Source organism: Paenibacillus sp. S28 (assembly GCF_016624415.1).
GTDB lineage: Bacteria > Bacillota > Bacilli > Paenibacillales > Paenibacillaceae > Paenibacillus_AQ > Paenibacillus_AQ favisporus.
The window spans coordinates 376,671-402,399 of record NZ_JACVTM010000002.1 but is presented as its reverse complement, the minus strand read 5'-3'; the positions used below and the strand labels follow the sequence as shown (position 1 = coordinate 402,399).

Annotated in this window: 32 protein-coding genes and 1 tRNA gene; 12 read left to right on the top strand and 21 right to left on the bottom strand. The window is 53.1% G+C overall.

Annotated elements, in window-relative coordinates; translation table 11 throughout:
* Window positions 1-85 precede the first annotated feature (85 nt).
* The gene (locus IAE55_RS06265) at window positions 86-718 is read left to right on the top strand and encodes a GNAT family N-acetyltransferase (RefSeq protein ID WP_089548156.1); all 633 of its coding nucleotides are present in this window, start codon (window positions 86-88) and stop codon (window positions 716-718) included.
* 177 nt (window positions 719-895) lie between these two features.
* On the opposite strand, the gene IAE55_RS06260 is transcribed toward IAE55_RS06265, so the two are convergent.
* The 4 genes from IAE55_RS06260 to IAE55_RS06245 form a co-directional block, all read right to left on the bottom strand.
* Window positions 896-1,594 carry a 5'-methylthioadenosine/adenosylhomocysteine nucleosidase gene (locus IAE55_RS06260; RefSeq protein ID WP_145158251.1) on the bottom strand — a complete coding sequence of 233 codons (699 nt, stop codon included), beginning with the start codon at window positions 1,592-1,594 and terminating at the stop codon, window positions 896-898.
* 204 nt (window positions 1,595-1,798) lie between these two features.
* A complete protein-coding gene (gene ccpA / locus IAE55_RS06255) occupies window positions 1,799-2,812 on the bottom strand; it encodes a catabolite control protein A (protein ID WP_076169906.1) in 1,014 nt (337 codons plus the stop codon).
* 90 nt (window positions 2,813-2,902) lie between these two features.
* A complete protein-coding gene (ytxJ, locus tag IAE55_RS06250; RefSeq protein WP_200631415.1) occupies window positions 2,903-3,250 on the bottom strand; it encodes a bacillithiol system redox-active protein YtxJ in 348 nt (115 codons plus the stop codon).
* Between the two features lie 112 nt (window positions 3,251-3,362).
* Window positions 3,363-3,668, bottom strand: a complete 306-nt coding sequence (locus tag IAE55_RS06245) for a hypothetical protein (protein ID WP_144025411.1) — start codon at window positions 3,666-3,668, stop codon at window positions 3,363-3,365.
* Window positions 3,669-4,021: 353 nt separating this feature from the next.
* Here IAE55_RS06245 and IAE55_RS06240 point away from each other — a divergent pair, with 353 nt between their 5' ends.
* The gene (locus IAE55_RS06240; RefSeq protein WP_200631412.1) at window positions 4,022-4,546 is read left to right on the top strand and encodes a type 1 glutamine amidotransferase domain-containing protein; all 525 of its coding nucleotides are present in this window, start codon (window positions 4,022-4,024) and stop codon (window positions 4,544-4,546) included.
* A gap of 102 nt (window positions 4,547-4,648) precedes the next feature.
* Here the strand turns inward: IAE55_RS06240 and ptsP are convergent, their stop codons facing one another.
* The 4 genes from ptsP to aroA form a co-directional block, all read right to left on the bottom strand.
* On the bottom strand, window positions 4,649-6,427 hold the full coding sequence (ptsP, locus tag IAE55_RS06235) for a phosphoenolpyruvate--protein phosphotransferase (protein ID WP_105444565.1): 1,779 nt from the start codon (window positions 6,425-6,427) through the stop codon (window positions 4,649-4,651).
* Window positions 6,424-8,310 carry a glucose PTS transporter subunit IIA gene (locus tag IAE55_RS06230; RefSeq protein WP_145023678.1) on the bottom strand — a complete coding sequence of 629 codons (1,887 nt, stop codon included), beginning with the start codon at window positions 8,308-8,310 and terminating at the stop codon, window positions 6,424-6,426. The genes ptsP and IAE55_RS06230 overlap by 4 nt, the downstream gene beginning before the upstream one ends.
* 132 nt (window positions 8,311-8,442) lie before the next feature.
* Window positions 8,443-8,886 carry a CoA-binding protein gene (locus IAE55_RS06225; protein ID WP_076169901.1) on the bottom strand — a complete coding sequence of 148 codons (444 nt, stop codon included), beginning with the start codon at window positions 8,884-8,886 and terminating at the stop codon, window positions 8,443-8,445.
* 65 nt (window positions 8,887-8,951) lie between these two features.
* Window positions 8,952-10,244, bottom strand: a complete 1,293-nt coding sequence (gene aroA, locus IAE55_RS06220; protein WP_200631411.1) for a 3-phosphoshikimate 1-carboxyvinyltransferase — start codon at window positions 10,242-10,244, stop codon at window positions 8,952-8,954.
* Between the two features lie 135 nt (window positions 10,245-10,379).
* On the opposite strand from aroA, the gene IAE55_RS06215 reads away from it, so the two are divergent.
* Entirely contained in the window at window positions 10,380-10,682 is a 303-nt protein-coding gene (locus tag IAE55_RS06215) for a rhodanese-like domain-containing protein (RefSeq protein WP_076169899.1), read from the top strand.
* 328 nt (window positions 10,683-11,010) lie between these two features.
* Here the strand turns inward: IAE55_RS06215 and IAE55_RS06210 are convergent, their stop codons facing one another.
* Window positions 11,011-11,526: a shikimate kinase gene (locus IAE55_RS06210; protein WP_234489328.1), complete on the bottom strand. Its 516-nt coding sequence runs from the start codon at window positions 11,524-11,526 to the stop codon at window positions 11,011-11,013.
* A gap of 178 nt (window positions 11,527-11,704) precedes the next feature.
* Here IAE55_RS06210 and IAE55_RS06205 point away from each other — a divergent pair, with 178 nt between their 5' ends.
* Window positions 11,705-12,040, top strand: a complete 336-nt coding sequence (locus IAE55_RS06205) for a hypothetical protein (protein ID WP_076169898.1) — start codon at window positions 11,705-11,707, stop codon at window positions 12,038-12,040.
* On the opposite strand, the gene gndA is transcribed toward IAE55_RS06205, so the two are convergent.
* Together gndA and IAE55_RS06195 are read right to left on the bottom strand one after the other, a co-directional pair.
* Window positions 12,031-13,443, bottom strand: coding sequence for an NADP-dependent phosphogluconate dehydrogenase (gene gndA, locus IAE55_RS06200; RefSeq protein ID WP_200631410.1), 1,413 nt, complete (start codon window positions 13,441-13,443; stop codon window positions 12,031-12,033). The genes IAE55_RS06205 and gndA overlap by 10 nt on opposite strands.
* A gap of 181 nt (window positions 13,444-13,624) precedes the next feature.
* Entirely contained in the window at window positions 13,625-14,221 is a 597-nt protein-coding gene (locus tag IAE55_RS06195; protein WP_076169896.1) for a hypothetical protein, read from the bottom strand.
* Window positions 14,222-14,527: 306 nt separating this feature from the next.
* On the opposite strand from IAE55_RS06195, the gene IAE55_RS06190 reads away from it, so the two are divergent.
* On the top strand, window positions 14,528-15,154 hold the full coding sequence (locus IAE55_RS06190; protein ID WP_200631408.1) for a YktB family protein: 627 nt from the start codon (window positions 14,528-14,530) through the stop codon (window positions 15,152-15,154).
* Window positions 15,155-15,239: 85 nt separating this feature from the next.
* On the opposite strand, the gene IAE55_RS06185 is transcribed toward IAE55_RS06190, so the two are convergent.
* Complete coding sequence (locus IAE55_RS06185) at window positions 15,240-16,598, bottom strand: MFS transporter (protein WP_200631403.1); 1,359 nt, start codon at window positions 16,596-16,598, stop codon at window positions 15,240-15,242.
* Between the two features lie 105 nt (window positions 16,599-16,703).
* Between IAE55_RS06185 and IAE55_RS06180 the strand changes: the two genes are divergently transcribed.
* Entirely contained in the window at window positions 16,704-18,179 is a 1,476-nt protein-coding gene (locus IAE55_RS06180) for an aminotransferase class I/II-fold pyridoxal phosphate-dependent enzyme (protein ID WP_145158229.1), read from the top strand.
* Window positions 18,180-18,281: 102 nt separating this feature from the next.
* On the opposite strand, the gene IAE55_RS06175 is transcribed toward IAE55_RS06180, so the two are convergent.
* Together IAE55_RS06175 and IAE55_RS06170 are read right to left on the bottom strand one after the other, a co-directional pair.
* The gene (locus tag IAE55_RS06175; RefSeq protein WP_076169893.1) at window positions 18,282-18,599 is read right to left on the bottom strand and encodes a DUF1292 domain-containing protein; all 318 of its coding nucleotides are present in this window, start codon (window positions 18,597-18,599) and stop codon (window positions 18,282-18,284) included.
* Between the two features lie 94 nt (window positions 18,600-18,693).
* Window positions 18,694-19,245 carry a copper amine oxidase gene (locus IAE55_RS06170; protein WP_089548164.1) on the bottom strand — a complete coding sequence of 184 codons (552 nt, stop codon included), beginning with the start codon at window positions 19,243-19,245 and terminating at the stop codon, window positions 18,694-18,696.
* A 520-nt stretch (window positions 19,246-19,765) separates the two neighbouring features.
* Here IAE55_RS06170 and IAE55_RS06165 point away from each other — a divergent pair.
* A complete protein-coding gene (locus tag IAE55_RS06165) occupies window positions 19,766-20,503 on the top strand; it encodes an MBL fold metallo-hydrolase (protein WP_200631402.1) in 738 nt (245 codons plus the stop codon).
* Between the two features lie 106 nt (window positions 20,504-20,609).
* Here IAE55_RS06165 and IAE55_RS06160 read toward each other — a convergent pair whose 3' ends face one another.
* The 3 genes from IAE55_RS06160 to IAE55_RS06150 all read right to left on the bottom strand — a co-directional run bounded on the left by IAE55_RS06160 (window position 20,610) and on the right by IAE55_RS06150 (window position 21,928).
* On the bottom strand, window positions 20,610-20,849 hold the full coding sequence (locus IAE55_RS06160; protein ID WP_076169889.1) for a DUF3892 domain-containing protein: 240 nt from the start codon (window positions 20,847-20,849) through the stop codon (window positions 20,610-20,612).
* A gap of 90 nt (window positions 20,850-20,939) precedes the next feature.
* Window positions 20,940-21,383, bottom strand: coding sequence for a GNAT family N-acetyltransferase (locus IAE55_RS06155; protein ID WP_116229567.1), 444 nt, complete (start codon window positions 21,381-21,383; stop codon window positions 20,940-20,942).
* A 347-nt stretch (window positions 21,384-21,730) separates the two neighbouring features.
* The gene (locus IAE55_RS06150; protein WP_145947511.1) at window positions 21,731-21,928 is read right to left on the bottom strand and encodes a hypothetical protein; all 198 of its coding nucleotides are present in this window, start codon (window positions 21,926-21,928) and stop codon (window positions 21,731-21,733) included.
* 167 nt (window positions 21,929-22,095) lie between these two features.
* On the opposite strand from IAE55_RS06150, the gene IAE55_RS06145 reads away from it, so the two are divergent.
* A tRNA-Val gene (locus IAE55_RS06145) sits at window positions 22,096-22,168 on the top strand.
* 87 nt (window positions 22,169-22,255) lie between these two features.
* On the opposite strand, the gene IAE55_RS06140 is transcribed toward IAE55_RS06145, so the two are convergent.
* A complete protein-coding gene (locus tag IAE55_RS06140; protein ID WP_200631401.1) occupies window positions 22,256-22,585 on the bottom strand; it encodes a hypothetical protein in 330 nt (109 codons plus the stop codon).
* A 165-nt stretch (window positions 22,586-22,750) separates the two neighbouring features.
* Here IAE55_RS06140 and IAE55_RS06135 point away from each other — a divergent pair, with 165 nt between their 5' ends.
* From IAE55_RS06135 to IAE55_RS06125, 3 genes are all read left to right on the top strand, one after another.
* Window positions 22,751-22,930: a YjfB family protein gene (locus tag IAE55_RS06135; RefSeq protein ID WP_234489327.1), complete on the top strand. Its 180-nt coding sequence runs from the start codon at window positions 22,751-22,753 to the stop codon at window positions 22,928-22,930.
* Window positions 22,931-23,133: 203 nt separating this feature from the next.
* A complete protein-coding gene (locus IAE55_RS06130; RefSeq protein WP_089548166.1) occupies window positions 23,134-23,328 on the top strand; it encodes a hypothetical protein in 195 nt (64 codons plus the stop codon).
* A gap of 166 nt (window positions 23,329-23,494) precedes the next feature.
* Complete coding sequence (locus IAE55_RS06125; RefSeq protein WP_163879488.1) at window positions 23,495-23,668, top strand: hypothetical protein; 174 nt, start codon at window positions 23,495-23,497, stop codon at window positions 23,666-23,668.
* A 77-nt stretch (window positions 23,669-23,745) separates the two neighbouring features.
* Here IAE55_RS06125 and IAE55_RS06120 read toward each other — a convergent pair whose 3' ends face one another.
* Window positions 23,746-24,486 (bottom strand): glycerophosphodiester phosphodiesterase, encoded by a 741-nt coding sequence (locus IAE55_RS06120; protein WP_145158217.1) that lies wholly within the window; start codon window positions 24,484-24,486, stop codon window positions 23,746-23,748.
* A gap of 174 nt (window positions 24,487-24,660) precedes the next feature.
* On the opposite strand from IAE55_RS06120, the gene IAE55_RS06115 reads away from it, so the two are divergent.
* The gene (locus tag IAE55_RS06115; RefSeq protein WP_200631400.1) at window positions 24,661-24,822 is read left to right on the top strand and encodes a mechanosensitive ion channel protein MscL; all 162 of its coding nucleotides are present in this window, start codon (window positions 24,661-24,663) and stop codon (window positions 24,820-24,822) included.
* A 33-nt stretch (window positions 24,823-24,855) separates the two neighbouring features.
* Here IAE55_RS06115 and IAE55_RS06110 read toward each other — a convergent pair whose 3' ends face one another.
* Together IAE55_RS06110 and IAE55_RS06105 are read right to left on the bottom strand one after the other, a co-directional pair.
* A complete protein-coding gene (locus IAE55_RS06110; RefSeq protein WP_145158214.1) occupies window positions 24,856-25,347 on the bottom strand; it encodes a hypothetical protein in 492 nt (163 codons plus the stop codon).
* 104 nt (window positions 25,348-25,451) lie between these two features.
* Window positions 25,452-25,565, bottom strand: a complete 114-nt coding sequence (locus IAE55_RS06105; RefSeq protein ID WP_084203873.1) for a sporulation protein YjcZ — start codon at window positions 25,563-25,565, stop codon at window positions 25,452-25,454.
* Window positions 25,566-25,729 lie beyond the last annotated feature (164 nt).

Sequence of the window (25,729 nt, the reverse complement as noted above, 5' to 3'; positions counted from 1 at the left end):
GCACAGGATGTATGCCCCTGCCATTCCCTTTTCATTTATTTGTTTTTTTGCTATAAGTAGGTTAGAAGCAGAAAGGAGCGTCCAGATGGAACACCTCAAACTGTATCATGTCCATCCGCTGTCCCGCGAGGACCGCTGCCTGATTGTCGAAGGTCCCGTACCACCGGGGAGGCTCGCGGAGCTTACGATGCATCCGGATCTCGACGCTTTCCGCAGGCCGGCCGAGCAGCACAAGGCGTTGATCGAAATCGCCGGCCTTCCGGAAGGGAGAATCATCATTACCCGGGATGAAAACGTGATCGTCGGCTATGTCACCTTCCATTACCCGGACGAGCAGGAACGCTGGTCGCAGGGCCATATGGCCGACCTGATCGAGCTGGGAGCGATTGAGGTGGCCAACAGCTACCGTTCGCTGGGACTCGGGCAGAAAATGATCACAACCGCTTTTGAAGGCGGCCAAATGGAGCCCTACATTGTCTTTACGACCGAGTATTATTGGCATTGGGACCTCAAATCCAGCGGCCTCAGCGTATGGGACTATCGCAAAATGATGGAGCGGCTGATGAAAGTCGTGGACATGGTATGGTACGCCACCGACGATCCGGAGATCTGTTCCCATCCGGCCAACTGCCTTATGGTCCGCATCGGCCGGGACGTTCCGCTGTCCTCCAAGGAACAGTTTGACCGGATCCGTTTCCAGCAGCGATTTATGTATTAACCATATACACAATGTTTCGGAGATGGCCTTTGCCATATGCCGGACAAGCCGAAAAAATCCCCGGTCTCCCGGAAGAGGGACAGAGCGAGCCGATCATCGTGCGGCTCCATCCTCTCTTCAAGGGACTGGGGATTTTTAGTTAGATTCCAATCGTTTCGATGCTTGTCGAGCCGCCGACTACAACCGCTGCACCATGTAATCCAGAATCGCATGGGAGCGGCGTGACGATGCTACCGTAAATTCGGCAAAATTGGCATGTGCCGAACCGTCGGCCTTGTCGGACATCGACCGGATCACAACAAACGGCACGCCGTTCATATAGCAGACTTGGGCTACGGCAGAGCCTTCCATTTCGACGCAAGCTCCTTCCATATGCTCATAAAACCAGGATACCTGATCGACGTTCGCGATAAACTGGTCCCCCGAGAGAACCCGTCCCACCTTGCAGTTGACCTCTCCGAGAGCCTGGCAAGCTTCCTGTGCCAAAGCGATGAGACTTGCGTCCGCCTTGAACTCCGATACTTCCTGGTAAGGGATTACGCCACGTGCATATCCGAGCGGGCTGACATCCATATCATGCTGCACGCAGTCCGACGAAATGACGATATCGCCGATGTTCAGTTCCGGATGAACGGCTCCGGCCACACCAGTAAACAGCACTTTGTCGACGCCAAACTGGTCGATCAAAATTTGCGTCGTTACCGCCGCATTGACTTTGCCCACGCCGGATTTGCAAACGATTACCGGCTTGCCTCTGTATGTACCCCGGGCATATTTGACACCCGCTTTCGTGACCGTCTCCGCCCCTTCCATCCCGGCAAGAAGCAGTTCCACTTCCTCATCCATGGCTCCGATGATTCCTATCATTTCTGGCATGTCATCTTCAATCCTTTCAAGCGGTCAGTTCTCGATGATGCTGGCTTGTGCAAAAATATGATTTCGGACGATAAGGCCTTATTGGCTATGAAAACAGGCACATGGCTGCATCGTATCTGTTAAAAGCCGCACATCCCAAAAAAAGCTCCCTGAAGGAGCTTTTTTCACGAGTATTCAACCTTTTTCATATTTGGATATGTCTATTTATTCCTCGTTCACATGACTTACGGAGAGCCGCAAAATCGTTTCGTGAGGAAGAATGACCCGAGGGTTGTCCACATTTTCTTTCTTCATCAGCTTGGTCAAGAGACGCATCGCTACCGCACCCAAATCGTACATCGGCTGCGCTACAGTCGTCAGCTGCGGACGAACCATCGAAGCCATGCGGATGTTATCCACACTGATGATCGAGAAGTCATCGGGAACCTTCAGACCTTCGTCTTGAATGCTGTGAATGGCGCCGATCGCCATCTCGTCGGTGGCCGCAAAGATCGCCGTAGGCTTCTTCTTCAGCCCGAGGAAATACTTCATCGCTTCCACACCGGATTCATACCGGTAGTTGCCGATGCGAACCAGGTCTTCCTGATACTCGATGCCGGCAGCTTCCAGCGCTCTCTTGTAGCCTTGGAAACGGGCATAGCCGTTCGCCGGGTCCTGGAGCGTTCCGCTGATCATGGCGATATCCCGGTGACCGTGACGAATCAGCGTATTTACCGCGTCAAAGGCGGCAGCCTCATGATCGATATCCACGGAAGGATAAATGCCGTTCTCGTCGCGCGTCGCACAGAGCACGATCGGCACAGCCGAGGTCTGGAAGGCCTGAATATGCTCGTCCGTTACGGTTCCGCCCATGAAGAGCAGCCCGTCCACCTGCTTCTCAAGCAGCGTGTTGATGACGCGAATTTCCTTGTCTTTTCTCTTGTCAGCGTTACACAAAATGATATTGTAGTGGTACATGTTGGCGATATCTTCGATACCCCGGGCGATCTCCGCAAAAATGGAGTTGGATATGTCCGGAATCACGACACCCACGGTTGTCGTTTTCTTGCTGGCAAGTCCTCTTGCCACCGCGTTCGGACGATATCCTAAACGTTCAATTGCTTCATATACTTTCTTCCGGGTCTGAGGCTTCACGTTCGGATTGTTGTTGACAACCCGCGATACCGTGGCCATCGATACGCCTGCTTCACGCGCCACATCGTAAATGGTTACCGTCAAATTCCTTCTCTCCATTGCAAATAAATTTTCATTCGTCAACCCATTAAACTCAATGATACGACAAAATTTTGCATTGTGCAATGATTACACTTACAGCTGTTGCAAATGCTCTTTAATCACTTCAGAAGTAATATGAGAATGAGACGTATGCCAGATGGGCGCCTGATTTTGAACCAGAATAACCTGAGGCGATTCATGCTGCACCCCAAGAAGATCCGCCGCTTCCATCGATACCGGACGGTCTTCGACAACATGGATCAGACCATACTGTACGGCTTCATTCGGCTGATCTTCCAAGTAAGACATCATTTCCCGATACGCACCGGCGCTGATCGGGCAGCGTGTACTATGCTTAAACAGCAGTAGAGGCTTATCTGTGGAGGCTTCCAATGCGGTTTGCAGCTGATCGCTAGTAGTCAGTTTAGTCATTGTCGCCATTTGATATACATCCCCTTTTTTCGATTCAAATCCTGAATCTATCGTATCAAAAAGCTCGTGAAAAATCCAACATACCTAGCGAAAAACCCGAAAAAATGCAGTAAAACGTAAATCAGGCGTAAAATTGGTTCAATTCAGGCAGCATCGCCGACAGCTGGGACAGCCGCTCCCGGATATTTTCCACCCACTCGTGGTCCTCAGTCTGTTCGGCAAAGCTGTATAAGTCCAGAAGCAGGTTGATACGGTCCCTGACCTCGGTTTCAATCTGCAGCTCCAAATCTTCGCGGGACAGGCTGTCGGGACGCAGGAACACCTCGCGAACCATTCCTGCCAGCTCATGGTGGTCTGCCAAAGAAAAGCTTCGACGGGAAGGACGCTCCCCGAGCGTCTCGACGCATTTCTTCAGCACCGGTCTCATGCATGGCAGCAGCTCATAATTCGAACAATCGTCACACGCAAGCACCGGAACATGCCGTATGATTACGTTACGGGTATACATCACCGTGCGAAGGTCAAGTCTAAGGACTTCCCCACATTTACATTTTGATCCCATATTTCCACCCCATATATCTTTTTACATCTTTATATAGTCATTGTAAAAATCATCGTTCCCCTTCGTATTCGCCCTGCCCGCGCTGGATTCCTTCCTCTCTAGCCCACCTGTTTTATTTACCAAACGGCCCATCCCTTTCTTGTAAAGCATGATTGTTCTATTCATTTTTGTTACACTGGAAACATAGGGACATTTACTCAGGAGGGAGCATGCTGAACATGAGATTAGCCGGAAAGAAGGTCATTGCGCTCGTCGATGACCAGTTTGAAGACTTGGAGCTGTGGTATCCCGTATACCGGGTGAGGGAGGAAGGCGCCGAGGTGCACCTGGTCGGGGACAAGAAGGGACATTCCTACATCGGCAAATATGGCGTTCCTGCCGTATCGGACTATTCGTTTGAAGAAGTGGACAGCCGGGATTACGACGGCATTTTGGTGCCCGGCGGCTGGGCGCCGGACAAGCTGCGCCGCTACGGAAAGGTGCTGCAGCTGGTGCGGGAAATGCACGAGGAACGCAAGCCGATCGGGCAAATCTGCCATGCAGGCTGGGTGCTGGTCTCGGCTAAAATTTTGCAGGGCGTTAACGTGACCTCCACTCCGGGCATCCGGGACGACATGGAGAACGCCGGCGCAATCTGGAAGGACGAGGCGGTCGTCACTGACGGACATATCGTGTCCGCCCGCCGCCCGCCGGATCTTCCGCCTTACGGCAAAGCCTTTTGCGATGCGCTTGCGGGGCAATAAGGAGCAGGCCATAGGCAGTCAGCCGGGTCAAAAAAAAGAGCCTGACCGTCCACTTGGTGGATCGGCGGGCTCTTTTCTGTATTTAGACGGCAGGGGCAGGGGTCAGGAAGCGTTGCTGCCCTTTTCGCCCCGAGGCTGATTCACGCTCTCGTTATTTGCGCAGGCAGGCTCGGCAAATTCGGTCAGCAGGCGTTCGATTTCGACGCTGCTCTTCAACTGGTAACATGTCTGCGCCGTCCGCTTCGCATCGGAAGCCGTCGTGTTAAGTATCCGATGCTTCAGCTTCAGCAGGGACTGGATCGACATGCTCAGATGGTCCACGCCCAGCTCCAGCCAGATCGGTACCGAGCGTTCGTCGCCGGCCATTTCGCCGCACACGCTGACGGGAATGCCCACCCGGTGCGCGGCTTCCACCGTCGTGCGCAGCATCCGCAGAATCGCCGGATGGAACGGATGATACATATGGGCGATCTGCTCGTTCATCCGGTCAACTGCCAATACGTACTGTACGAGATCGTTCGTGCCGATGCTGAAGAAGTCGCATTCTTCCGCGAGCAGATCAGCGATGATGACTGCGGCGGGAATCTCGATCATGATGCCGACCGGGATGTCCTTGTCGTAAGCGATGCCCCTTGCGTCAAGATCGGCCATGGCCCGATGCAGCACTTCATTGGCTTGTCTGATTTCGTCGACCGATGAAATCATCGGGTACATAATTTTCACCCTGCCGAACGCGCTCGCCCGAAGAATGGCGGTCAGCTGCGTCTGAAAAAGCTCCTGGCGGTCAAGGCTGATCCGGATCGCCCGGTAGCCTAGAACCGGGTTATCCTCATCCGGCAGCGCAAAATAATCCAGCTGCTTGTCGCCGCCGATGTCGAGCGTGCGGATCACCGCCCCAAGCTCACCCACTTGCTGGGCTACCTGGCGGTACACCTCAAACTGTTCCTCTTCACTCGGAAACGTGCTGCGGTCCATGTACAAAAATTCCGTCCGGAACAGCCCTACGCCATTGGCGCCGTATTTCAAGGCCGATTCCACTTCTTTGGCGGAGCTGATGTTCGCGGCCAGGTGAAGCTCGCAGCCGTCCTTCGTGATCGCTTCGACGGCAGCCAACAGCTCCAGCTGCTCCTTCTTCGCCAGCTGGCGCTCCCGGATCCGCACATATTCTTCCACGAGCGTATCGTCCGGATTGAGATACAGCGCTCCGGTGTCCCCGTCAATGACCAGCAAATCCCCGGTCTGGATCGGATCCTTCAGCTTGTTCTCCAGCCCCGCAACGAGCGGAATGCCGAGAGCCCGTGCCATAATGGCCGAATGGGACGTCTTCCCGCCGACCATCGTCACGATGCCGAGCACGTGAGAAGGATTCAAATGTGCCAGCTGGGACGGGGACAGCTCCTTGGCCACGAGGATATACGGCTGGGTATCCGCAGGCAGCGTAATCTCCGGCGCGCCGAGCAGATGCTTGAGCAGGCGGTTGCCGACATCCTTGATGTCCATCGCCCGCTCCTTCATGTATTCGTCATCCAGCAGGTCGAACATCGTGACGAAATGATCGATCGCCTCTTTTACCGCGACCTCGGCCGCTTTATACTGGCGCTCAATGACGCCTTGAATTTCATTCATGAACACCGGATCGTCCAGGATGGCCAAATGAGCGTCAAAAATGCTCGACTCCTCTTCCCCGACCATATCCCTGAACTCATTTTTAATAAACTCAATCTCATTTTTGGAGGTTCGTATCCCCTCATACAGCCGTTCAAATTCGTTGGCCAGATCTACTGCGTCGATCCCGGTCTCGGGCAGGTCCCATTCCCAGTTCGGCAGTACAAATGCTTTTCCAATCGCTACCCCGGCAGATGCACCGATGCCTTGTATCATGATTCCAAACCTCCAACATTTCTGTCGTGTAATACTACGGACATAACCGACGTCTGCCCCTTCTTGACGGCTTTGAACGGAGCGAAGCTCCATGACTTAACGCGGTCCGGGTTGGTGATCACCATCGGCGTGGCAAGCGATGAAGCATGACTTCGGATATAGTTGATATCAAATTTAACCAGCAGCTGGCCGGGCTCCACCGCGTCTCCTTCTTGCACGACCGCGGTAAAATGCCCGCCCTTGAGCTGGGACGTATCGATGCCGATGTGAAGCAGCACCTCGAGCCCTTCCGGTGTCGAGATCCCGATGGCATGCATCGTCGGGTACAGGTGCATGATCGTCCCGTATACCGGAGACACGAGCTCCCCTTTCTCCGGCATGAACGCCACCCCGTCTCCCACCAGCTTCGCGGCGAAAATATGATCGGGCACTTCTTCGATCGGGATCATTTTCCCTTGGACCGGCGCGCTGAACAGCACCTGCGGCAAATCCCGGTGCAGCAGCTTGTTCACTTCCTCGCGGATTAGCTCCGAATAGGTGCCGAATACGACCTGCACGTTGCCGCCGCCGAGCTTGATCAGCCCCGCGGAGCCGAGCAGCTTCAGCGCATTGCTGTCGATCATGCGGTCGTTCTTGACCGTCAGCCGCAGCCGGGTGATACAGGATTCCACCTGAACGATGTTGTCCTTGCCCCCGAGCGCTTCCAGAATGAGCGGAGCCTGATAAGGGATGTTGCCTGCCCAGTCCTCCAGCGTGGAGCCTTCCTCGCGTCCGGGCGTCGGAATTTGAAACCTCCGAATGGCCCAGCGGAACAGAAAATAGTACACAAGGCCGTATCCGAGCCCGATCGGAATAATCAGAAGCGCGTTATGCGACAGATGGAAGTTCAGCAGATAATCGATCGCCCCTGCGGAATAGGAAAACCCGTGATGAATATCGAGCGCATACGTAATCCACATCGCGATCCCCGACAGGATCGAATGCAGGATGAACAAATAAGGCGCTGCGAACAAGAAGGCAAACTCGATCTGTTCAGACACCCCTGTCAAGAAGCAGACCAAGGCCGCTGTCAAAAACGTCTTCTTGACCTTCGGCTTCAGGTCTTCCCGCGCTTCCTGGATGATCGCCAAGGCGATGCCCGGCAGTGCGAACATCATAATAGGGAACAGTCCGGCCATAAATGTACCGGCGGTCGGATCCCCCGCAAAATAACGCGGCAAATCCCCCTGCACGATGCTGCCCGACGGGGTTTTGTAAGTTCCCAGCTGGAACCAGAAAACATTGTTGAGCAGATGATGAAGGCCGAACGCCGTCAGGATCCGGTACAAAATGCCGTATAAAAACAGACCGAATCCGCCCATATGCGCCATGAGCATGGTCAGCTCGTTCAGCGCCTTCTGCAGCAGCGGAGCGATAAAGACCATCACCCACGAAAACAGGGCGGAGAACAGCCCCATAAACAAAAGCACGAAGCGCGAGCCGCCAAAAAACTGGACAATCTCAGGCAGCTTGATATGTTTATACCGGTTATAGGCAGAGCCGGCGATCATGCCGAAAATGATGCCGATCAGCGTGGAAGGCTGAATGCCACCATTACCCAGATGCCTCGTAATTTGATCATAGATAAACATCCCGGCCAGAGCCCCAAGGCCAGCCGGTCCTGCCTGGTTCGCCAGACCCCAAGCCACTCCTACCGCAAACAGATACGGGAGGAAATAAAAAATACCCTGTCCTGCCCAAGTGCACACCTCTGCGACGCCCGGCAGCCCCCAGGCTGCCCATGGCAGACTGCCGACACACAGCAGTATGGCGGCCGACGGCAGAACCATCGTAGGCAGCATCACTGCTCTGCCGAGCTGCTGCAGCGATCCAAGCCAGTTCAAGACATGCACTCTCCTCTCAACACACACACATATTTAAAATGGTACGCGTTGTTCAACTTTTTGTCAAAAAGAAAAAAGGACCTGCAGATTGCTCTGCACGGCCCTGTCTTGCCTCGTATTCAGGCGAAGGTATTATCCGTTCTTTTGGCCGGGACGGTTCGGCCGGGTTACGGAGTCCTCCACCTTGATGCAGCGGTCCATAATGACCCGCATGCCGTTCTCTTCGCCGATGCTGGCGGCTTCATCGTTGACAACGCCGAGCTGCAGCCACAGTACCCGTGCGCCGATGTCGGCAGCCTCCCTCGCCACGTCCGCGCAGTATTCGCTGCGCCGGAACACATCGACAATATCGACGGGTTCAGGAATGTCTTTCAGCGAGGCGTAGACCGTTTCGCCAAGGATGGTTCCCTGAACGGTCGGGTTCACGGGAATGATCCGGTAGCCGCGCTGCTGCATCGCTTCCGCAATCATGTAAGAAGTGCGGTCCGGCTTGTCGGACAGGCCGACAACCGCAATGTTGCCGGCCTGCTCCAGAATTTCCTTGATTTCTTCCCGGGTCGGATTTTCAAATGACATCGTTCATCCCGCCTTTGCTCTATTTTCTTCAATAATCGGATTTACTTGTACTTATAGCTTATGAGTTACTTTACCCATTCCACCTGGGCGCCAAGCGCCTTCATATGGTCGAAGAACTGCGGGTACGATTTGGCGACGTGGTGCGCATCCTTGATTCGCAGCGGCTGCTTGGAGCGCAGGCCGACGATGGTCAGCGCCATGATGACCCGGTGGTCGTAATGGGCGTTGATCTCGACGCCCCCCTCGACCCCTTCCGGCCGCCCGTGGACGATGATCTCCGCCTGGCGCTCCTCCACGTTGGCCCCGGCTTTGCGAAGCTCGGCCAGGTAATCGGTGATGCGGTCGCATTCCTTGTAGCGCAAATTTTCCACATTATAGAAGCGGGAGGTTCCTTCCGCAAACACGGCGGCAGCCACCATGGCCAGCACGGCATCCGTGGCCGCGTCCCCGTCAAACTCGACGGCTTTAAGCTTCCCATTGCCGCGGACATGGACTTCGTCGTTCTCATGCGTCAGGGGAGTCTGCATCATCTGAAGCACGTCGACAACCGCGCGCTCTCCCTGCTTGCTCTGCACCGGCAGGCGCTTGATCAGCACGTCCGATTCCGTGACCGCCGCCGCCGCCAACACTGCCGCCGATCCAGGGTAGTCGCCCTGCACAGTATAGGTTTTCGCCTGATAGGACTGGTTGCCGGGAACGCGGAAATGCGTGTAGTCGTCGCTGGCATGAATGACGATCCCTGCCTGCTCCAGCACTTCCAGCGTCTGACCGATGACGACTTTCGATTTCAGGTCGCCCGTGACCTCAATCTCGCTGTCCTCCGCCAGCAGCGGTGTCAGGAACAGCAGAGAACTCAAGTACTGAGAGCTTACTTCGCCTGATACTGTAATTCGGCCGCCTTTCGCCTGCCCGCCGCGAATCGTGATCGGCAGGCGTCCGTTGTTGTGCTCCACCTGCACGCCGATTTGCTCAAGCGCGGTGATCAGGTCGTCGTGGGGGCGCTTGCCCAGCGAGTCCGGATACGTATTGACGAACGTCACCTCCGGGCAGAGGGCGGCGGTTCCCATCAGGAAGCGCAGCACCGCGCCGGCGTTGGCGACGTTCAGCTCCTTGACGTCGCGCGGATGCCTGCCGAAGCCGGTAATGACGGCCTTCTCGTCGTCTTCGACGAGCGTGGCGCCGAGGTCCTGGATACAGCGGCGCATTGCGTCGCTGTCCTCGCTGTGAGCCGGGAAGTATACCGTGCTTGTCCCTTCGGCCAGCGCCGCCACCAGCAGGTAGCGGGTCGTATAGTTTTTGGATGAGAGAGCTCCGATTTCCCCGCTCAGCCGGGGAGTCGGATGTACGATCATGTCCATGTGTAATCTCCTTTGCACTAGTCGGTAGTATGGCTCTTCCCGCGGGTCTGTCCGGATTGACAGCCGATTTACTGCTTGGGTATCATAGGTGATGAACAGTATGATTACAGTCGAAAAGAGGTTTTAACATTGTCAATGTTTCGTGAAATAGAGCCTTCTGAGGTGAGACGCCGCCTGCTTGCCGGCGAGTCCCTGCAGATGATCGACGTCCGTGAGGACGATGAAGTGGCCCAGGGCATGATCAGCGGCGCCAAGCATATCCCGCTGGGTGAAATCCCCGCCCGTCTGGACGAAATCCCGAGAGACGGCGAAGTCATTATGATCTGCCGCAGCGGCGGCCGCAGCATGCGCGCCTGCCAGTACCTGTCGCAGCACGGCATCGACTGCGTCAACATGGTCGGCGGCATGCTTCAATGGAACGAGGAAGAAGAAGAGTAGTCCCCACAAAGTGAAGCTTTTGCTTCGATGCCTATTCAGGTACTTTGCGGGGAGCCCCGAAAACATTATCCCCATAAAGTGAAGCTTTCGCTTCGATGCTTATTCAGGTACTTTGCGGGGGGCCCCGAAAACATCATCCCCATTAAAGGGAGCTTTCACTTCGATGCCTATTCCAGGTACTTTGCGGGGAGCCCCGAAAACATTATCCCCACAAAGTGAAGTTATGGCTTCGGTGCCCTTCCGGTTGCTTGACCGGGCCGCAACCTAAGCTACTGAAGCAGCAGCTTGACCCCGGTCAGGCTGCTGCTGCTTTTTCACAGAGATAAGCTTAGACGCGGTAATGCGCTAAAATTGCACGCATGACTTCTTCCGCCGCAAGGCCCGATGTGTCCACCGTGCAGTGGGCAAAGCGATATGCGTCTCTCCGCTCCTCAAGCAGCGCTCTCACCCGCTCCTCCGCATTGCCCGCAAGCAGCGGCCGGTTCCGGTCCCCCTGGACCCTGGCAATAATATGCTCCGCATCTGCGGTGAGCGCCACGACGAGACCGCCCTGCAGCATCAGCTCACAGTTGTCCGGGCGCAGCACCGCGCCGCCCCCCGTGGCGACGATCACTCCTTCTCCGGAGGCGAGCACCTGCCGCAGCGTCTCGTTCTCAAGCTCGCGGAAATGCGGCTCGCCATGCCGCTCGAAGATCTCCGGGATCGTCATGCCTGCCTTTTCCACGACGGCGGCATCCAGATCGATCAGCCGGTATCCGAGCTCCATAGCCAGCAGGTCGCCGACGGTTGACTTGCCCGTGCCCATCATACCGATCAAGATAATATTTTGTTTAGTCCGGTTCAATAGAACACCCCTTTTTGCACTTGCTGCTGCCCATGCCGTTACTTGCTACATATCATAACACAGGCCAAAAACTTTCGACAATGCCGTCCTTCGCCTGCAAGTCTATTTGCAGGAACTCTATCATATACATACATCAACTTGATAACCAGTAGAATATGAGGAGTGGTCGAGAGGAGCCATGCATGATTCCCATAGCCCTTTACTAGGAGGCCCCAAACGGATAGAGCAAATCTTCGATCCCCAGCACATTTTGTGCCGGGACGATCTGCTCTGGGTGCTTCATTACGTCCAAAAAAAAGTGGCCCAGAAAGATCCAGCCCTGCTGGAGCTTCCCAAGCCACGTCTAATGCGCAATTTTCAATATTTCGGCGAGGCCGCCGTCCTCCTGCTCAGCCGGTCATCTGCCCAGGGGCTCGACAACGAAAGGATCCGCGTCTGCCTGCTGGAGGCGATGCACGGTCTTTTCCAGAGCGGAGAAAACGAAGCGGCTCCCCCAAGTAACGATTACTCCTGAATCCAGTTGTGATGGAAGACGCCTTCCTTGTCCACGCGCTTGAACGTGTGGGCTCCGAAGTAATCGCGTTGCGCCTGAAGCAGGTTCGCCGGAAGCCGTTCCGTGCGGTAGCTGTCGAAATATGCCAGGGCGCTGGCAAAGCCGGGAACCGGAACGCCTTGAGCCACGGCCGTCGATACTGTCGTACGCCATGCTCCCTGGTAGTTCTCGATGATGTCCTTGAAGAACGGATCCAGAAGCAGGTTTTTCAGGCCCGGATCTTTCTCGTAGGCGTCGGTGATGTTCTGCAGGAAGCGGGAGCGGATGATGCAGCCGCCGCGCCAGATTTTCGCCAGGTTGCCGTACTGCAGATCCCAGCCGTACTCGTCGGAAGCGACGCGCAGCTGTGCGAAGCCTTGGGCGTAGGATACGATTTTACTTGCAAACAGCGCCTTGCGGACGTTCTCGATAAACACGGCTTTGTCCCCTTGGAACGGGGCTTTTTTCGGGCCGTTCAAAATTTTGCTCGCTTCTACGCGTTCTTCCTTCATGGCCGACAGGAAGCGGGAGAACACAGATTCCGTGATCATGGACAGCGGCACGCCCAAATCCAGGGAGCTTTGGCTTGTCCACTTGCCCGTGCCCTTTTGGCCGGCTGCGTCCAAAATAACGTCCACCATCGGTTTGCCCGTCTCCGGATCCTTTTGGGCGAAAATATCGGCCGTAATTTCGATCAGGTAGCTGTCGAGCTCGCCCTTGTTCCAGTCGGAGAAAATTTCATGCAGTTCTTCGGCGCTCAAATCCAGCGTGTCCCTCAGAAGCTGGTAAGCTTCGCAGATCAGCTGCATGTCGCCGTATTCGATGCCGTTATGCACCATTTTTACGTAATGTCCGGCACCGTCCGGTCCGATATATGTACAGCAAGGCTCCCCGTTCACTTTGGCGGAAATCGCCGTCAGAATCGGTTCCACCAGTTCGTAGGCGCTTCTTTGTCCCCCTGGCATAATGGAAGGTCCCTTCAGAGCTCCCTCTTCCCCGCCGGATACGCCTGTCCCGATAAAGCGCAGTCCTTTTGCTTCCAGCTCCGCGCTGCGGCGCTGTGTATCCGGGAAGTACGCGTTACCTCCGTCGATGATGATGTCCCCTTCGTCCAAGTGAGGCACCAGCTGCTCGATCGTGGCGTCGGTCGCCTTGCCGGCTTGTACCATAATTAAAATTTTTCGCGGTGTTTCCAGCGAGTTCACAAATTCCTCAATCGAGAAAGTCCCCGTCAGATTTTTTCCTTCGGCTTCCTTCAAAAGATCATGCGTTTTTTCTGGAGAGCGGTTAAACACGGAAACGGTGAAGCCTCTGCTCTCAATGTTGAGTGCCAGATTTTTGCCCATGACAGCAAGGCCGATGACACCAATTTGTTGTTTCGACATATGTTTTTTCTCCATTCTTTGCGATTTTTTGATGAAAATTTTAGAACAAGCCTATTTTAACGTGTTTACGCGTGAAAGTGAAGTCCGGGTTCGGCAGTCAGCTGCCCGTGATAAAACACCCCGCAGCGCATCCGAGGTGTTTATGAACGATCTTCCATTCTATTGTCGTACAAAAGGTAATTTACCATTCAAGCATCATTAAATCCTTGGACAGGGCGGCGAGCTTCTCCTTGCTCTTCTCCGCTTTTTCGGCATCTCCGGCCTGCATCGCCTCGTACAGGCGCTCCAGCTCGTCATCCAGCTCAAGCCTCAGGAGTTGCAGGCGCAAGTCGCCTTCTTTGGAGAAATACATTTTGGAAATCTCCTGCTCCGTCATAAAGGGACCCTTCTGATACAATACTTTTTGCTGATAGCCTGAAATTTCGACAAGCCGGATCACCTCGCCGAATAGAATGCTCTCGATCAGAATCTGGCGGTCCTTGAACCGTTTGACGATCGCGTGACCGCGGGTATCCTCGATCAGCTTCTCCATCCATTCCGCCAGCTTGGCGTCCCGGATCGTATAATCCCCAACCATCTTATAACCGTTTTTCGTCCGGTTAAACCGCAGCTTGACGAGTTTGCGCCCCGTTCGGACGGAGATGATGAACAGGGTTTCGTTTTCGCTCCAGTACAACGAATAGCCGTCTTGAATCAAATCCTTGATCAGGTCCTGAATATGCCGCCGGTTAAACCGAAGCTCCAAATTGCAGTATTCCACTTCATAGCTCTTATTCACGGCACTCCCTCCTTCAAAATTGGACCGCCTTTGGCTATTTCCTTCTCCCGCTTCTTAAGACCGGCGGGCTGGAATCGGCCGGTGATTCTTCAGCTTCGTTATCAAGCTGATGGCTTAACAGCTTTGCTATATTTTATACTTTATCCTATGTAACGGTAACTTGGTTTATTGACTATTTTTACCCGACAGGGCGCAGCATCAAACGGAAAAGACCGGCCGGAAGCCCTGCCAATTAAAGATCCGCCGCGGATTATGGTATAATGGGACAAAAATTCAACACGCATTTGGATGGAGGAGGCAGCAAGAATGCCGTTTGTAGGATTTAACTCGCAGGATTTTGAAGTGTTTAATGTGGAGGGACTGGAGCCCCGGATGGAGGTGCTTATTGAGCGGGTCCGCCCCAAACTTGAAATATTAGGCAGCGAAATCGTTCCATTCCTGTCCGCGCTCTGCGGAGAGGAAATGTTCGTTCACGTGGCCAAGCATGCCCGCCGGACGGTAAACCCACCGAACGATACCTGGGTGGCTTGGGCGGCCAACAAACGCGGCTACAAAGCCCTCCCCCATTTTCAGGTGGGCATGTTCGGCACGCATCTGTTCATCATCTTTGCGATCATTTACGAAAGCACGAACAAGTCGGTATTCGCCGAGCATCTGGAAGGCAAGAAAGGAATCGCGACTGTCAAAAAGCTCCCCAAAACGTTCTATTGGTCGATGGACCATATGGACCCCGGCTTTACCCCGCAGTCTGAAATGACGGCCGCAGACTTCGCCAAAATGGCGGACAAGCTGAAGAACGTCAAAAAATCCGAGGTGCTGTGCGGACTCCGGATTGAAAAAGGGGACCCTGTGCTGGAGGACGGAGACCAACTGGTGTCCGTCATTCATTCCACTTTTGAACAGCTGCTGCCGCTGTATAAAATGGCGTTCTAACCGCCGCTTACGGTGCAGCCAAATATTAAAGGATAGAGCAGCCGGTACGCATAAGCGCGCTGGCACCCTATCCTTTTTTTGTTTGTTACGGCGCGTCTGCCCGCTTCTTGCGCGACAAAACGAGGTGGATCACAAACAGCACGGCCATGACGATGCTGCTGGCGACAAAAGGCACCGAATGCCCGAGACGGTCCCAGAGCTGACCTGAAACGATCGGCCCGACAACCATGCCCGAGCCTTGGAGGGTGAGGAAAAATCCCCAGACCGCTCCCCGCTCGCCTTTGGGCACATGTGTCGATACAAAGGTATTCCAGGCAGGCAGGATCATGGCATAGCTGATGCCCACCACGCCTACGATGGCGAACACAATCGGCAGCGAGCGCACCGACGAGAACATGATGAGGGAAATAGCCGCCAGCAGAAACCCGGCATTCAGGAAGGGAGCGGTTCCGAACCGGTCGACCAGCTTCCCGCATGGAATGATCGCCAGCACCGTAATGCCTCCACCCGCGATCAGCAGCAGGCTGTACATATTCGGAGACAGGTGCAGCTCATTTTGAACGTACAGCGTGATCACAGGGCTGAGCAGCCCGATGACGAAGGATTGGAGAAACAGCGCCGGAAACACCAGCCAGCTGACCTTCAGGTTATGCCTGATTTCGTACAGCGTCTTGCGGATGCTCGTAAATAGATGATTCACCTTCCCGAGCAGTTGGGGAAGGAACCCCCTCACAGATTCCATCCTTCCTGTCATCCCCTGCCCATTGGCCTTGACTCTTCCCGGGAGGAGCAATGCAACCAGAACTACAATGATGCAGCAGCCGATAAGGATAAAAAATAGCGTCTGATAGTTTTTGTTCGTACGGTCCATCAAAAAATTCATGACGATCGGTCCTGCGCCTGTTCCGCCCAGCGAAGCAATCTCGAGCATGCCGATCATTTGTCCGCTGCTGCCTCTTGGACCCGAAATGGCCGTCGTCCCGGTCATGGCGCAGGGCCACAGCGGCGAAGTGCCTACCCCAAGAATAAAACAGGCAAGCGACAGCCAGCCTGCGCCGGATAAGAAGGCGATCATGCCAACCGCGACGATGGTCAGCACCAGCGCCCCTGTCAGCGTTCTGCGGTACCCCAGCCGCTCGGCGATCCAGCCCGATGGGCTGCGGAACAGGTTGTCTCCGATATATTGAAGGGAAAAAGCGAGACCGATCGTATGGGCGCCGAGACCGAGCGAGTTTTTCATATAAACCGGCAAAATGGCCACCAGAAGCGACCCTTTCATAAATTCCACGAGAAATAGAATCGTCAGCAGCCCGATGAAAAAGGGCGAGATCAGCCGGCGGGCTGCCGCCGCTCCCGTTATTTGCGACACGCGTTTCACCACTTCCCTATTTTGGTTTGTGCGAATCCTCCCGGCAGTATGGTCTATACTAATAGTGTACCCCATATGTGGACGAGATTTTCACAGGGTCAAAAAGCCGCTTGCATTCGCCCCCCGATTTGCTATACTGAGCTTTGTAATTTTAACAGATGAAAGGTTGTGACAGCATACATGGACCATAGCCGTACCCCTTTATTTACAGCACTCACACAGCACGCGGCAAAAAATCCCGTTCAGTTCCATATTCCCGGCCACAAGAAGGGAATGGGGACCGATACCGAATTCAGAGAATTTATCGGCGATAACGCCCTCTCTATAGATCTGATCAATATTGCCCCGTTGGACGACCTCCACCAGCCGACCGGTGTCATCGAGGAAGCCCAGATTCTTGCTGCTGACGCTTTCGGCGCCGATTACACGTATTTCAGCGTACAGGGAACCAGCGGCGCGATCATGACCATGATTCTGACGATGTGCTCTCCTGGCGACAAAATCATCGTTCCCCGGAATGTCCATAAGTCGGTCATGTCCGCGATTATTTTCTCCGGCGCCAAGCCCGTCTTCGTTTCGCCGGCCCGCGACGAAAATTTAGGGATCGACCACGGCATTACCATCCGCTCCGTACAGCGGGCCCTGGACCGTCATCCGGACGCCAAAGCGGTTCTCGTCATTAATCCGACGTACTTCGGCGTCTCCGCCAATCTGAAGGAGATCGTGGACCTCGCCCACAGCCGGCATGTGCCCGTCCTCGTGGACGAAGCCCACGGCGTGCTGACCCATTTCCACCCGGAACTGCCGATGTCCGCTATGGATGCAGGAGCGGATATGGCTGCGACGAGCGTGCATAAGCTGGGCGGCTCCATGACGCAAAGCTCCGTGCTGAATCTGAACACGAAGAACGGCTATGTCAATCCGCAGCGCGTGCAAACGATCATCAGTATGCTGACCACGACGTCGACTTCCTACATTTTGCTCGCCTCGCTGGATACCTCCAGACGGAACCTGGCGCTGAACGGATATGCCATGGCCCAAAGTGCCATCGACATGGCGCAGTCCGCCCGCAAGCAAATCAATGAAATTGAAGGTCTCTACTGCTTCGGCAAGGAAATTCTCGGCGGGGAAGCGACTTACGATTTTGATCCGACCAAGCTGACCATCCATGTCCGCCACCTGGGGATCACCGGTTATGAGACCGAAAACTGGCTTCGCGAAAAGTATAATATCGAAGTCGAGCTGAGCGACATGTACAACATCCTGTGCCTGATTACGCCAGGGGATAACGAGGAGACCATCTCCATCCTGGTGAATGCGCTCCGCGAGCTGGCACAGACCTACTATAACGTAAACACAGCCAACGAGCTGGTTGTTAAAATTCCGGAAATTCCGCAGCTGTCCCTCATTCCAAGGGACGCCTTCTACGGGGATACGGAAGTCATTCCGTTCAAGGAATCGGCCGGACGCATTATCGCCGAGTTCATTTATGTGTATCCGCCGGGCATTCCGATCCTTCTTCCGGGAGAGGTCATCTCCCAAGACAATATCGACTACATCGTCGACCATGTGGACGTCGGGCTGCCGGTAAAAGGACCGGAAGACCGGTATATCCAAAACGTCAAGGTCATTGTGGAAACCGATCCGATTTTTTAATACGCGCGGCTGTTTGCCGCCTGCACCAAAAAAAGAAACCCCCGGGTCCCGCTTTCGCTGCGGTTCGGGGGTTTCTTGGTGTAGGGCTTGTGGCGAAAAGGATTACTCCTGGTCCAACTGGGCAACCAGCTCATTATAAGCGGCTTCCACCTTGTTCCATTCTTCTTCGTCTTCAATATTGTAAAGCATCATTTCCTCGTCTTCTTCCTCGACACGAAGGATGATGCCGTCCGCTTCAGGATTCTCACGTTCCAGCAGCAGTGCATAAACGTTCTCGCCTACATCGAATGTTTCGACAAGAACCATTTCCACGTCTTTGCCGTTCTCATCTGTCAGCGTCAGAACAAATTCCTCATGCTCGTGATCATGGTCATGATCATGATTGCAGGCTTCGCCGTGTTCATGCTTGTGATCGCTCATTTTAACAAAAACCTCACTTATGGTTGGAATGGATCATACCACCGTATCGTATCACGTCCGCATGATCTGGTCAATTTATCCTCCTCGGGGGTTGTCAGTTCAGCGCAGTGATCACTTTTTGCGATACGAGGACGTAATCGCTGGTCTTGGTGGCTTTAATGTAGAACCCCACTTTATATTTGCCCGCGCTGCTGAAATCATACGTAAAATCGTATGTCCGGAACCAGAAATTATCCTTCTGGCTGCCGCTTACGTCCTGAGACTGGATATCCTTAACCTTTCCCGAAGGATCCGTAATAGCTACCTTTACGCTCGCCACATCATCCGATAAGCTGTCCACCTGGCAGAATACGTTAAACTTGAGCTTCCCTTTATTGACGTTACCGAAGACGGTATCTCCATTAAACAGAAATATATGTACGTTAGGCTTAATGAATTCAACCTTATTCGTATCTGAATTAAACTTTACGACCCCGTCAAACTCCCGAATCGGGACATAGGTTTTGCCGTCGATGATATAACCGCCGTCCTGGATTTCCTTGCCGTTCATCCACACCCTGACTTTCTGGGTGATTGAATCTGCAAACACAGACCCCCCCATCAGGGAAAAGGCGAATACGCATACCATAACTTTCTTCCAATTCATCTTGTTCATTTCCCTCCATTTCCATCGTGATGTTGTATGTATATACGAAAAGTACAAACGCAAGTTGCGCTGTCCATACGGACAAAACTCACATTTTTTCTCAAAAGTGAAGGAATTTTGTTCCAGAAACACAAAAAAAGCCCCACCTTGTGGGACTATAGCTCCAAATTTTTGGTTCAGTTCCTCATTTCTCTCCTTATTTCTTGGTTAAAATACAGGGCACCCCTTTGCCGACCGCACCCGGAACTCTCATCCGTGCCGCGTACGCCATTCCCCGGGCACAGGGCGTTTTACAGGCCTCACATACGTCGGAGGTCACGAGCCTCATGCCTCGGATGACCTTTTCCCCTTTGGCTTGTGCCGGTTTTTTGCTTTTTCCCTTCGCCATGACAAAACCCCATTTCGCGCGTTTACAGCATATTATGGGGGGAGATGGAAATTGGGAACTGTGGTGTATAATGAAAGAAAAAAATACGAACGGCATGCTCGGCATGCCGCTCATTTACAGGAGGATCAACCGATGAGCTTGCAGCTTCAGATGCTGGGGACAGGCAGCGCTTTTGCCAAAAAGTATTTCAACAATAATGCCCTGCTCGGGGACGGGTCGTTCACTTTGCTGATCGATTGTGGAATTACAGCACCCCTCGCCCTTCACCAACTGGGCAAAACGTTTAATGACTTGGATGCCGTGCTGATCACCCATATTCATGGCGATCATGTCGGCGGCCTGGAGGAGCTTGCCTTCCAGATGAAATATGCGTACCGTCGCAAAATGAAGCTTTATATCGCAGAAGCTTTGCGTGATGTGCTGTGGGAGCACACGCTGAAAGGCGGTCTGTCCCAACCCGGCGAAATCACCTGCCTCGAGGACGCCTTCGACGTACATACGCTTCAGCCGGGGATTCCCTGCCGCCTGTCGGAGCAAATCGAGCTGGAGCTTATCCCGAACCGCCACATTCCGGGCAAAGACAGCTTTTCCCTCTATATTAACGGCCGGATCTTCTACAGTGCTGACATGACCTTCGACCCCGGGCTGCTGGACAAGCTCGTACGGGAACGCGGCTGTGATACGATCCTTCACGAGGTCCAGCTGGAAGGACCGGGCGAGGTGCATACGACGCTCAGTGAGCTGCTATCGCTGCCGGAGCCGGTTCAGCGTATGATTCGATTGATGCATTATGCGGATAATAAAGACGAGTTTGTAGGAAAAACCGGAGAAATGACCTTCCTTAAGCAAGGGCACGTATATACGCTGTAACCCTTGCAGGTCGATGTGGATTACGGGTGAAAAAACACAGCCGGCTGCAGAAAGATGAACCTTCTCTGCAGCCGGCTGTTATTTTTGGAAGCATGACGCTCGTCTTTTATTCAAAGGTAGGCAGGTTATCGAGATTATTCGACGGATCGCCGTCGGCGTCCCCGCGGATGTACATCTCGCCGTCACGGCCTTTAAAGACGTTTACTCCGGCAATGGCGCCCGCCTTTACTTCCTGCAGCGCCTGCTCGTAATCGAGCACCCGGCCCGACGACGTTTGAAAGGCCGTCAAGTCGCCGTCACCGTTCTTCTGTACTGCGATAAATTGTTCTCTTCCTGGGTTTCCCATCGATATCCACTCCTTAAGTTGTCATGATATATCAAGGTGACATATGGATATCGTTCCCTGAGAACAAGGATTTATGCGAAGAAATGAAGCCTACAGTGTTTTCTTCATACGGACATGCGGAATGCCCGCGTCATCGAACGGCTCCTTGGAAATGACCTCGTAGCCTTGTTTTGCATAGAACTGTTCAGCTTGGCACTGAGCATCCAGGATGGAATAGGCCAGCCCCAGTTCCCTCGCACGCTCTTCCATCGCCATCAGCAAAATGCGGCCGAACCCGTGGGTGCGGAACTCGCGGCGAACCGCGATTCGCTGCATCTTGGCGGTATCGCTGTTATAATAAATGATCCGGCCGGTGGCCACATACTGATCCTTGTCCTGAAGGAGGATATGATGAACATTTTCGCTGATCACATCGTATTCGTCGATCTCCAGGTCGGCGGGCACGTTTTGTTCCTTGACGAACACCTCCTGGCGGATGTCCAGCGCATGTTCCAGCTGCTCGGGGGTCGTCACGTATACTATTTCTGCAGGCATCGGTTACCCTCTCTTTCATGCAATCAATATAAAAAACACGGCTGAATCATTATACAAAAAAATGATTTTCCTGTATAGTTGACTCATGAGAGCTCTATGGAAGGGAGACCATGGATCGTTATGGGCATGACCATTGCGCTGATCGTCATTTTATCAGCCATCTTGATCTATTCATTCATTTATGTCATCCAAAAAGGGTATTCACGCAAATGGGATGAGGAATAAGAAAAACGTTTATCGACGAACACTAAGGAAACCGAATCTCCGATGCAAATACTTTCTTATATCTAAAATAAAACAAGGGCCGGTGCAGTCGGAGCACGGGCCCTATGTCTTGTTCAGGGGAATCAGGGCGGCGTAATAGGGCCCTTGGAATACACATCCTCGCTGACCGATTTGCCGTAAACGTCCAGCATAATCGGTGAATCGGACATTGTTGAACCGGGCTTGATCGGCTCATGCGCATCCGAAAACTCACCCGCGGGGGAGCATCCGGCAAGCAGCAGGCACATCCCTGCCGCAAGCAGCCCGCCTTTGTTCGGCATACCGTGCCACTCCTTCTGCTTCGAAATATACTTTAGTTTTCGCCCGTTTGGATAGCTTCTAATCATGAGCGGCAAACAAATTGTGCATGCCATTCACCGTGAGCAAAATAAAATGATTGACAGCTAACTACGGCGCTGCTATTATATTAAATGTATCTGACTTATACGATCTGCTAGCTCAGCTGGGAGAGCACCATCTTGACAGGGTGGGGGTCAGTGGTTCGAGCCCACTGCAGATCATCTATAGAAACCCTTGAAGCTTAAGGCTTCAAGGGTTTTTTGTTATTTTCACACAGAGTTTTGGCCCTGTCCCGTTAAGATAATCATCTATTTTATTCTCACAGGGACCTCCGCCGTGTTTGCGAAGGAAACCGTTACATACGATATCTCAGGTTTCACATTTTCCAACAAAGGTGGGGTAACCAAATGGGTAAATTCTTTTTCCACGAACATGATCACCGTCGTCACTGTCATGTCCGCAGACCAAAACCAGTCATCCTCAAAAAAGAAATCAAGAAAACGATATTCGTCAAAGTCGACTGGGAACCTGTAATCAAAAAAGTCCACAAAGAAAAGCATGTTTCCTGCCATAAGATTCACAAACAGCACCACCACTTCAAAAAACGCCACCATAAAAGATGCCACTGTCGCGATCATCACTTCGGTGGAGAAATGTATTAATTCCGGATTTTTCGGATGAAATCAACACGACACCTCCCTGATCGCACGCCCGGGAACTTGGTTCCCGGGCGGCATCTATTTTATAAATCACACCGAACATCCGATAACATAGATGTTACCCATTTTACATAGAGGAGGCTTATGATGGATATCCCTGCTTTATCGATGGCCATGAGCCAGTCCCGGCTGGCTCAAAATGTGAGCATTCAGGTGCTTAAAATCGCTAAGGATCAAGCCTCGCAGGACGGTCAATCCCTGGTCAAAATGCTGGATAGCAGCGCCGTACCCCATTTGGGAAACCGTCTAGACATCCGGATTTAGCTGCTCTGTTTTCTTTTCTGCCCCTCCAGACGGAGGGTTTTTTTATTTTTCAGCACATCCGTTCAAATTAAATTCATATTTTAGGTCCATATCCCCACCAATCAAACATCCGTTCTCTATCCAACAGACGAAAATTATCTTATGATAAAGATAGTTATTGATACAAAAGTCTTACCAGTATGTGGATACGGGAGAATAGTCTCATGGAAAAGGAAATTGAAATGGCGATCCGCCGCGGCCATCAATTATTCGTTCAAAATTTGGATGGTGAATCCATTACCGGCATCCCCGAGAAATCCGATGATCCGGGCACTTTAAAGATGCGGACGGTGTATGGCTCCATGTGGATTCCGCTGGATGAAGTCGGCCATCTGTCACGCCTCATTCATATTCGTTAATATTCGCTGCCCTGCCTGGGCGGCTTTATTTTTTTATATAACGATTATCCTTTCGGCTCGTAAGGTGCAGGAAAATGTGGTTCATCGGCGCGTGGAACGGTTTATCCTTACATATAAGGAACACACTATGGAAGTACCAACGATTCTATTGGAAGGACGTGTGGCGATGAATAAACCGAATGAAGAGGATCGTTTCCCCGGGGTCGACCCCATTCCGGATCCCGATCATGAAACGCCCTCATCCACGGACATGATTGAAGACGTGCTGGAAGAAGGGGCGCGGGAATTGAAGAAAGGTAAACATCCGTCGAACGGGGATTCACCGGACCATCAAGGGTAACGCGTTCCCTCACTGTTCTGGAGACGTTTACGGGCACAAAATAACCCGATGCCGCCGTGGCATCGGGTTATCGTTGTTTAGGAGCGCACTGAAGCGCTCAGCAGCGCTGCCAGCTTATCCGGGTAGTCGGTGATGATACCTGCTGCCCCTGCGTCGATAAGACGCTGCATTTCCTTTTCTTCGTTGACCGTCCATGGGTGGTATACTTTACCGGCTGCCTTCGCTCCCGCCACAAATTCTGGCAGCACCGCAAAATGGTAGGCGTGCAGGGCGTCGGCTTCAACGCTGCGGGCATACTCCCACGGCTCATACAGTCCCTCCATGTACAAAATGCCAGTGCGGATTTCAGGCGCGAGCTGCTTGCAGAGCCGCAGGGAATAGTGATTGAAGCTTGAGATGACGATCCGCTCGCTCAGGTTATAGCTTCTTACCATGTCGATGACCTTTTCCTCAAGCCCTGCATAAGGTACCTTCGTATTTTTCAACTCGATGTTGACGACGGTCCCGGTGTCCTGAACCAGCTCCAGCAGCTCTTCCAGCAGCGGAAGGCGCTCATCCGCAAAATCGGGATGGAACCAGCTGCCGGCGTCCAACTTCCTCAGCTCTTCCAGGTCATGGTCTTTGACCCACCCGCTCCCGTTTGTCGTCCGGGACAACGTTTCGTCGTGAATCAGGACAAGCCGGCCGTCCCGGGTTAACTGAACATCGGTTTCAATCCCTGTGGCCCCAAGCTCCAAACTGCGGGCAAAAGCGGCCATCGTATTTTCCGGACATACCGCAGATGCGCCACGGTGGGCAAAATTAATAATCGAATCCAACTTCTCTCAACCTCCCGACTGGTATTCTCGCAAACCTTTACCAACTTATCGTACCTGTCTTATGTAATGCGAGTATAAACCGTAGAATTTACAAACCGCTCCATCCAAATTGATTCCTCTCTGATGGTTGTATTTTATCATGGATTTATCCCGCATATAAGGAGGTATTCGCTCATGATCGTGTTTGACGTCATCGTCCACGGAGAAGTCAAGGAAACCATCCGGCCAGCCACCCAGCGGCTGCAGCACATCCTCGCCTACGTCACCGAAGAGGCCAAGATCCTCAGCAAAAAATACGGAACGGCCGTTAAACTAAACCGGAGAATCATTTATTGACCGGAAGGGGATCGGTACTCGATCGCCTTTTTTTTATGTCGATACACGCTTTTCATTTCTCGTCTCGACGCAACGATGGGCCTCAAGAACATGCTGCGCCTCGATGCTTCGCTCCTTACTGCATTCCACAATGACCATAAAATACCCCTGAATCAGCAGCTTCTCATAGTTTTCTGCATCCCCTTCGGGGATGCCAATCCCCACCAGACTGACAATCAGCCCGTCGCTCTTCCCGCCGACTTCCGCCCCCCCAAGTTTGGCCGCTGCCGGCCCCGATGCCCAGGTGACTTGATCCCGCAGCGTCAGGCTGGAGGTTAAATTTCGGATTTCGCCGAACAACCCGCTGGTACCATGCCTGGACACGGGTTCTTTCAAGCCGGTATCCCGGCATACGATAGATAACTGTCTCTTGTCAAGGGCAAGCAGCGACACGTCCTTTTTGTCAAAATGACGCTCCCAAAGCGCGCTGACCGCCAGCGCCGTATCCTGTCTCGTCCGGAACAATGCGATCACGAGTTGGTTCATCCTCAATCCCTCCCAGGTTAAATGACTGTATGTAATTAGGTAAACTAACGCGGGCATAAAAAAACATCCCGGCCGGATACCGCCAGGATGTGTTGTGTTCCGCCTTAACAAAAACAGGAGCTCAAAATAATGACCAAAAGGATGAAGAGAACCAGGATCGCTCCCGTCGATTTGAAAACTCCGCCTGGATAACCAACGCCGCCTACAACTCCGCTCATAGGTTTGAACCTCCTTTTTCATGGGGTCAACCTATATTATGTAGTTCACCTGCGGTTTGACTGTACGAATACCCGGATTGCCTCAAACGGTTACCGCTTCCAGAAGCGATGGCAGGAGCTCCCTGAATCATCCTTATGACATTTGGTTAATGGGTTGTAAAAGA

Excerpts from the sequence above, each read along its gene's own strand:
- IAE55_RS06175 (WP_076169893.1), bottom strand. The coding sequence starts at position 18,599 with ATGAGCGATCACAAGCATGAACACGGCGAAGCCTGCAATCATGATCAT.
- IAE55_RS06265 (WP_089548156.1), top strand. The coding sequence starts at position 86 with ATGGAACACCTCAAACTGTATCATGTCCATCCGCTGTCCCGCGAGGAC.
- gndA (WP_200631410.1), bottom strand. The coding sequence starts at position 13,443 with ATGTCGAAACAACAAATTGGTGTCATCGGCCTTGCTGTCATGGGCAAA.
- IAE55_RS06155 (WP_116229567.1), bottom strand. The coding sequence starts at position 21,383 with ATGCCTGCAGAAATAGTATACGTGACGACCCCCGAGCAGCTGGAACAT.
- IAE55_RS06165 (WP_200631402.1), top strand. The coding sequence starts at position 19,766 with ATGAGCTTGCAGCTTCAGATGCTGGGGACAGGCAGCGCTTTTGCCAAA.
- IAE55_RS06135 (WP_234489327.1), top strand. The coding sequence starts at position 22,751 with ATGATGGATATCCCTGCTTTATCGATGGCCATGAGCCAGTCCCGGCTG.
- aroA (WP_200631411.1), bottom strand. The coding sequence starts at position 10,244 with ATGGACATGATCGTACATCCGACTCCCCGGCTGAGCGGGGAAATCGGA.
- IAE55_RS06240 (WP_200631412.1), top strand. The coding sequence starts at position 4,022 with ATGAGATTAGCCGGAAAGAAGGTCATTGCGCTCGTCGATGACCAGTTT.
- IAE55_RS06170 (WP_089548164.1), bottom strand. The coding sequence starts at position 19,245 with ATGAATTGGAAGAAAGTTATGGTATGCGTATTCGCCTTTTCCCTGATG.
- IAE55_RS06160 (WP_076169889.1), bottom strand. The coding sequence starts at position 20,849 with ATGGGAAACCCAGGAAGAGAACAATTTATCGCAGTACAGAAGAACGGT.
- IAE55_RS06225 (WP_076169901.1), bottom strand. The coding sequence starts at position 8,886 with ATGTCATTTGAAAATCCGACCCGGGAAGAAATCAAGGAAATTCTGGAG.
- IAE55_RS06125 (WP_163879488.1), top strand. The coding sequence starts at position 23,495 with ATGAATAAACCGAATGAAGAGGATCGTTTCCCCGGGGTCGACCCCATT.
- IAE55_RS06215 (WP_076169899.1), top strand. The coding sequence starts at position 10,380 with ATGTTTCGTGAAATAGAGCCTTCTGAGGTGAGACGCCGCCTGCTTGCC.
- IAE55_RS06115 (WP_200631400.1), top strand. The coding sequence starts at position 24,661 with ATGATCGTGTTTGACGTCATCGTCCACGGAGAAGTCAAGGAAACCATC.
- IAE55_RS06110 (WP_145158214.1), bottom strand. The coding sequence starts at position 25,347 with ATGAACCAACTCGTGATCGCATTGTTCCGGACGAGACAGGATACGGCG.
- IAE55_RS06105 (WP_084203873.1), bottom strand. The coding sequence starts at position 25,565 with ATGAGCGGAGTTGTAGGCGGCGTTGGTTATCCAGGCGGAGTTTTCAAA.
- IAE55_RS06130 (WP_089548166.1), top strand. The coding sequence starts at position 23,134 with ATGGAAAAGGAAATTGAAATGGCGATCCGCCGCGGCCATCAATTATTC.
- IAE55_RS06205 (WP_076169898.1), top strand. The coding sequence starts at position 11,705 with ATGCATGATTCCCATAGCCCTTTACTAGGAGGCCCCAAACGGATAGAG.
- IAE55_RS06260 (WP_145158251.1), bottom strand. The coding sequence starts at position 1,594 with ATGCCAGAAATGATAGGAATCATCGGAGCCATGGATGAGGAAGTGGAA.
- IAE55_RS06245 (WP_144025411.1), bottom strand. The coding sequence starts at position 3,668 with ATGAGACCGGTGCTGAAGAAATGCGTCGAGACGCTCGGGGAGCGTCCT.
- IAE55_RS06180 (WP_145158229.1), top strand. The coding sequence starts at position 16,704 with ATGGACCATAGCCGTACCCCTTTATTTACAGCACTCACACAGCACGCG.
- IAE55_RS06190 (WP_200631408.1), top strand. The coding sequence starts at position 14,528 with ATGCCGTTTGTAGGATTTAACTCGCAGGATTTTGAAGTGTTTAATGTG.
- IAE55_RS06140 (WP_200631401.1), bottom strand. The coding sequence starts at position 22,585 with ATGATCGCGACAGTGGCATCTTTTATGGTGGCGTTTTTTGAAGTGGTG.
- ptsP (WP_105444565.1), bottom strand. The coding sequence starts at position 6,427 with ATGATACAAGGCATCGGTGCATCTGCCGGGGTAGCGATTGGAAAAGCA.
- ytxJ (WP_200631415.1), bottom strand. The coding sequence starts at position 3,250 with ATGGCGACAATGACTAAACTGACTACTAGCGATCAGCTGCAAACCGCA.
- IAE55_RS06185 (WP_200631403.1), bottom strand. The coding sequence starts at position 16,598 with ATGGGGTACACTATTAGTATAGACCATACTGCCGGGAGGATTCGCACA.
- IAE55_RS06150 (WP_145947511.1), bottom strand. The coding sequence starts at position 21,928 with ATGCCGAACAAAGGCGGGCTGCTTGCGGCAGGGATGTGCCTGCTGCTT.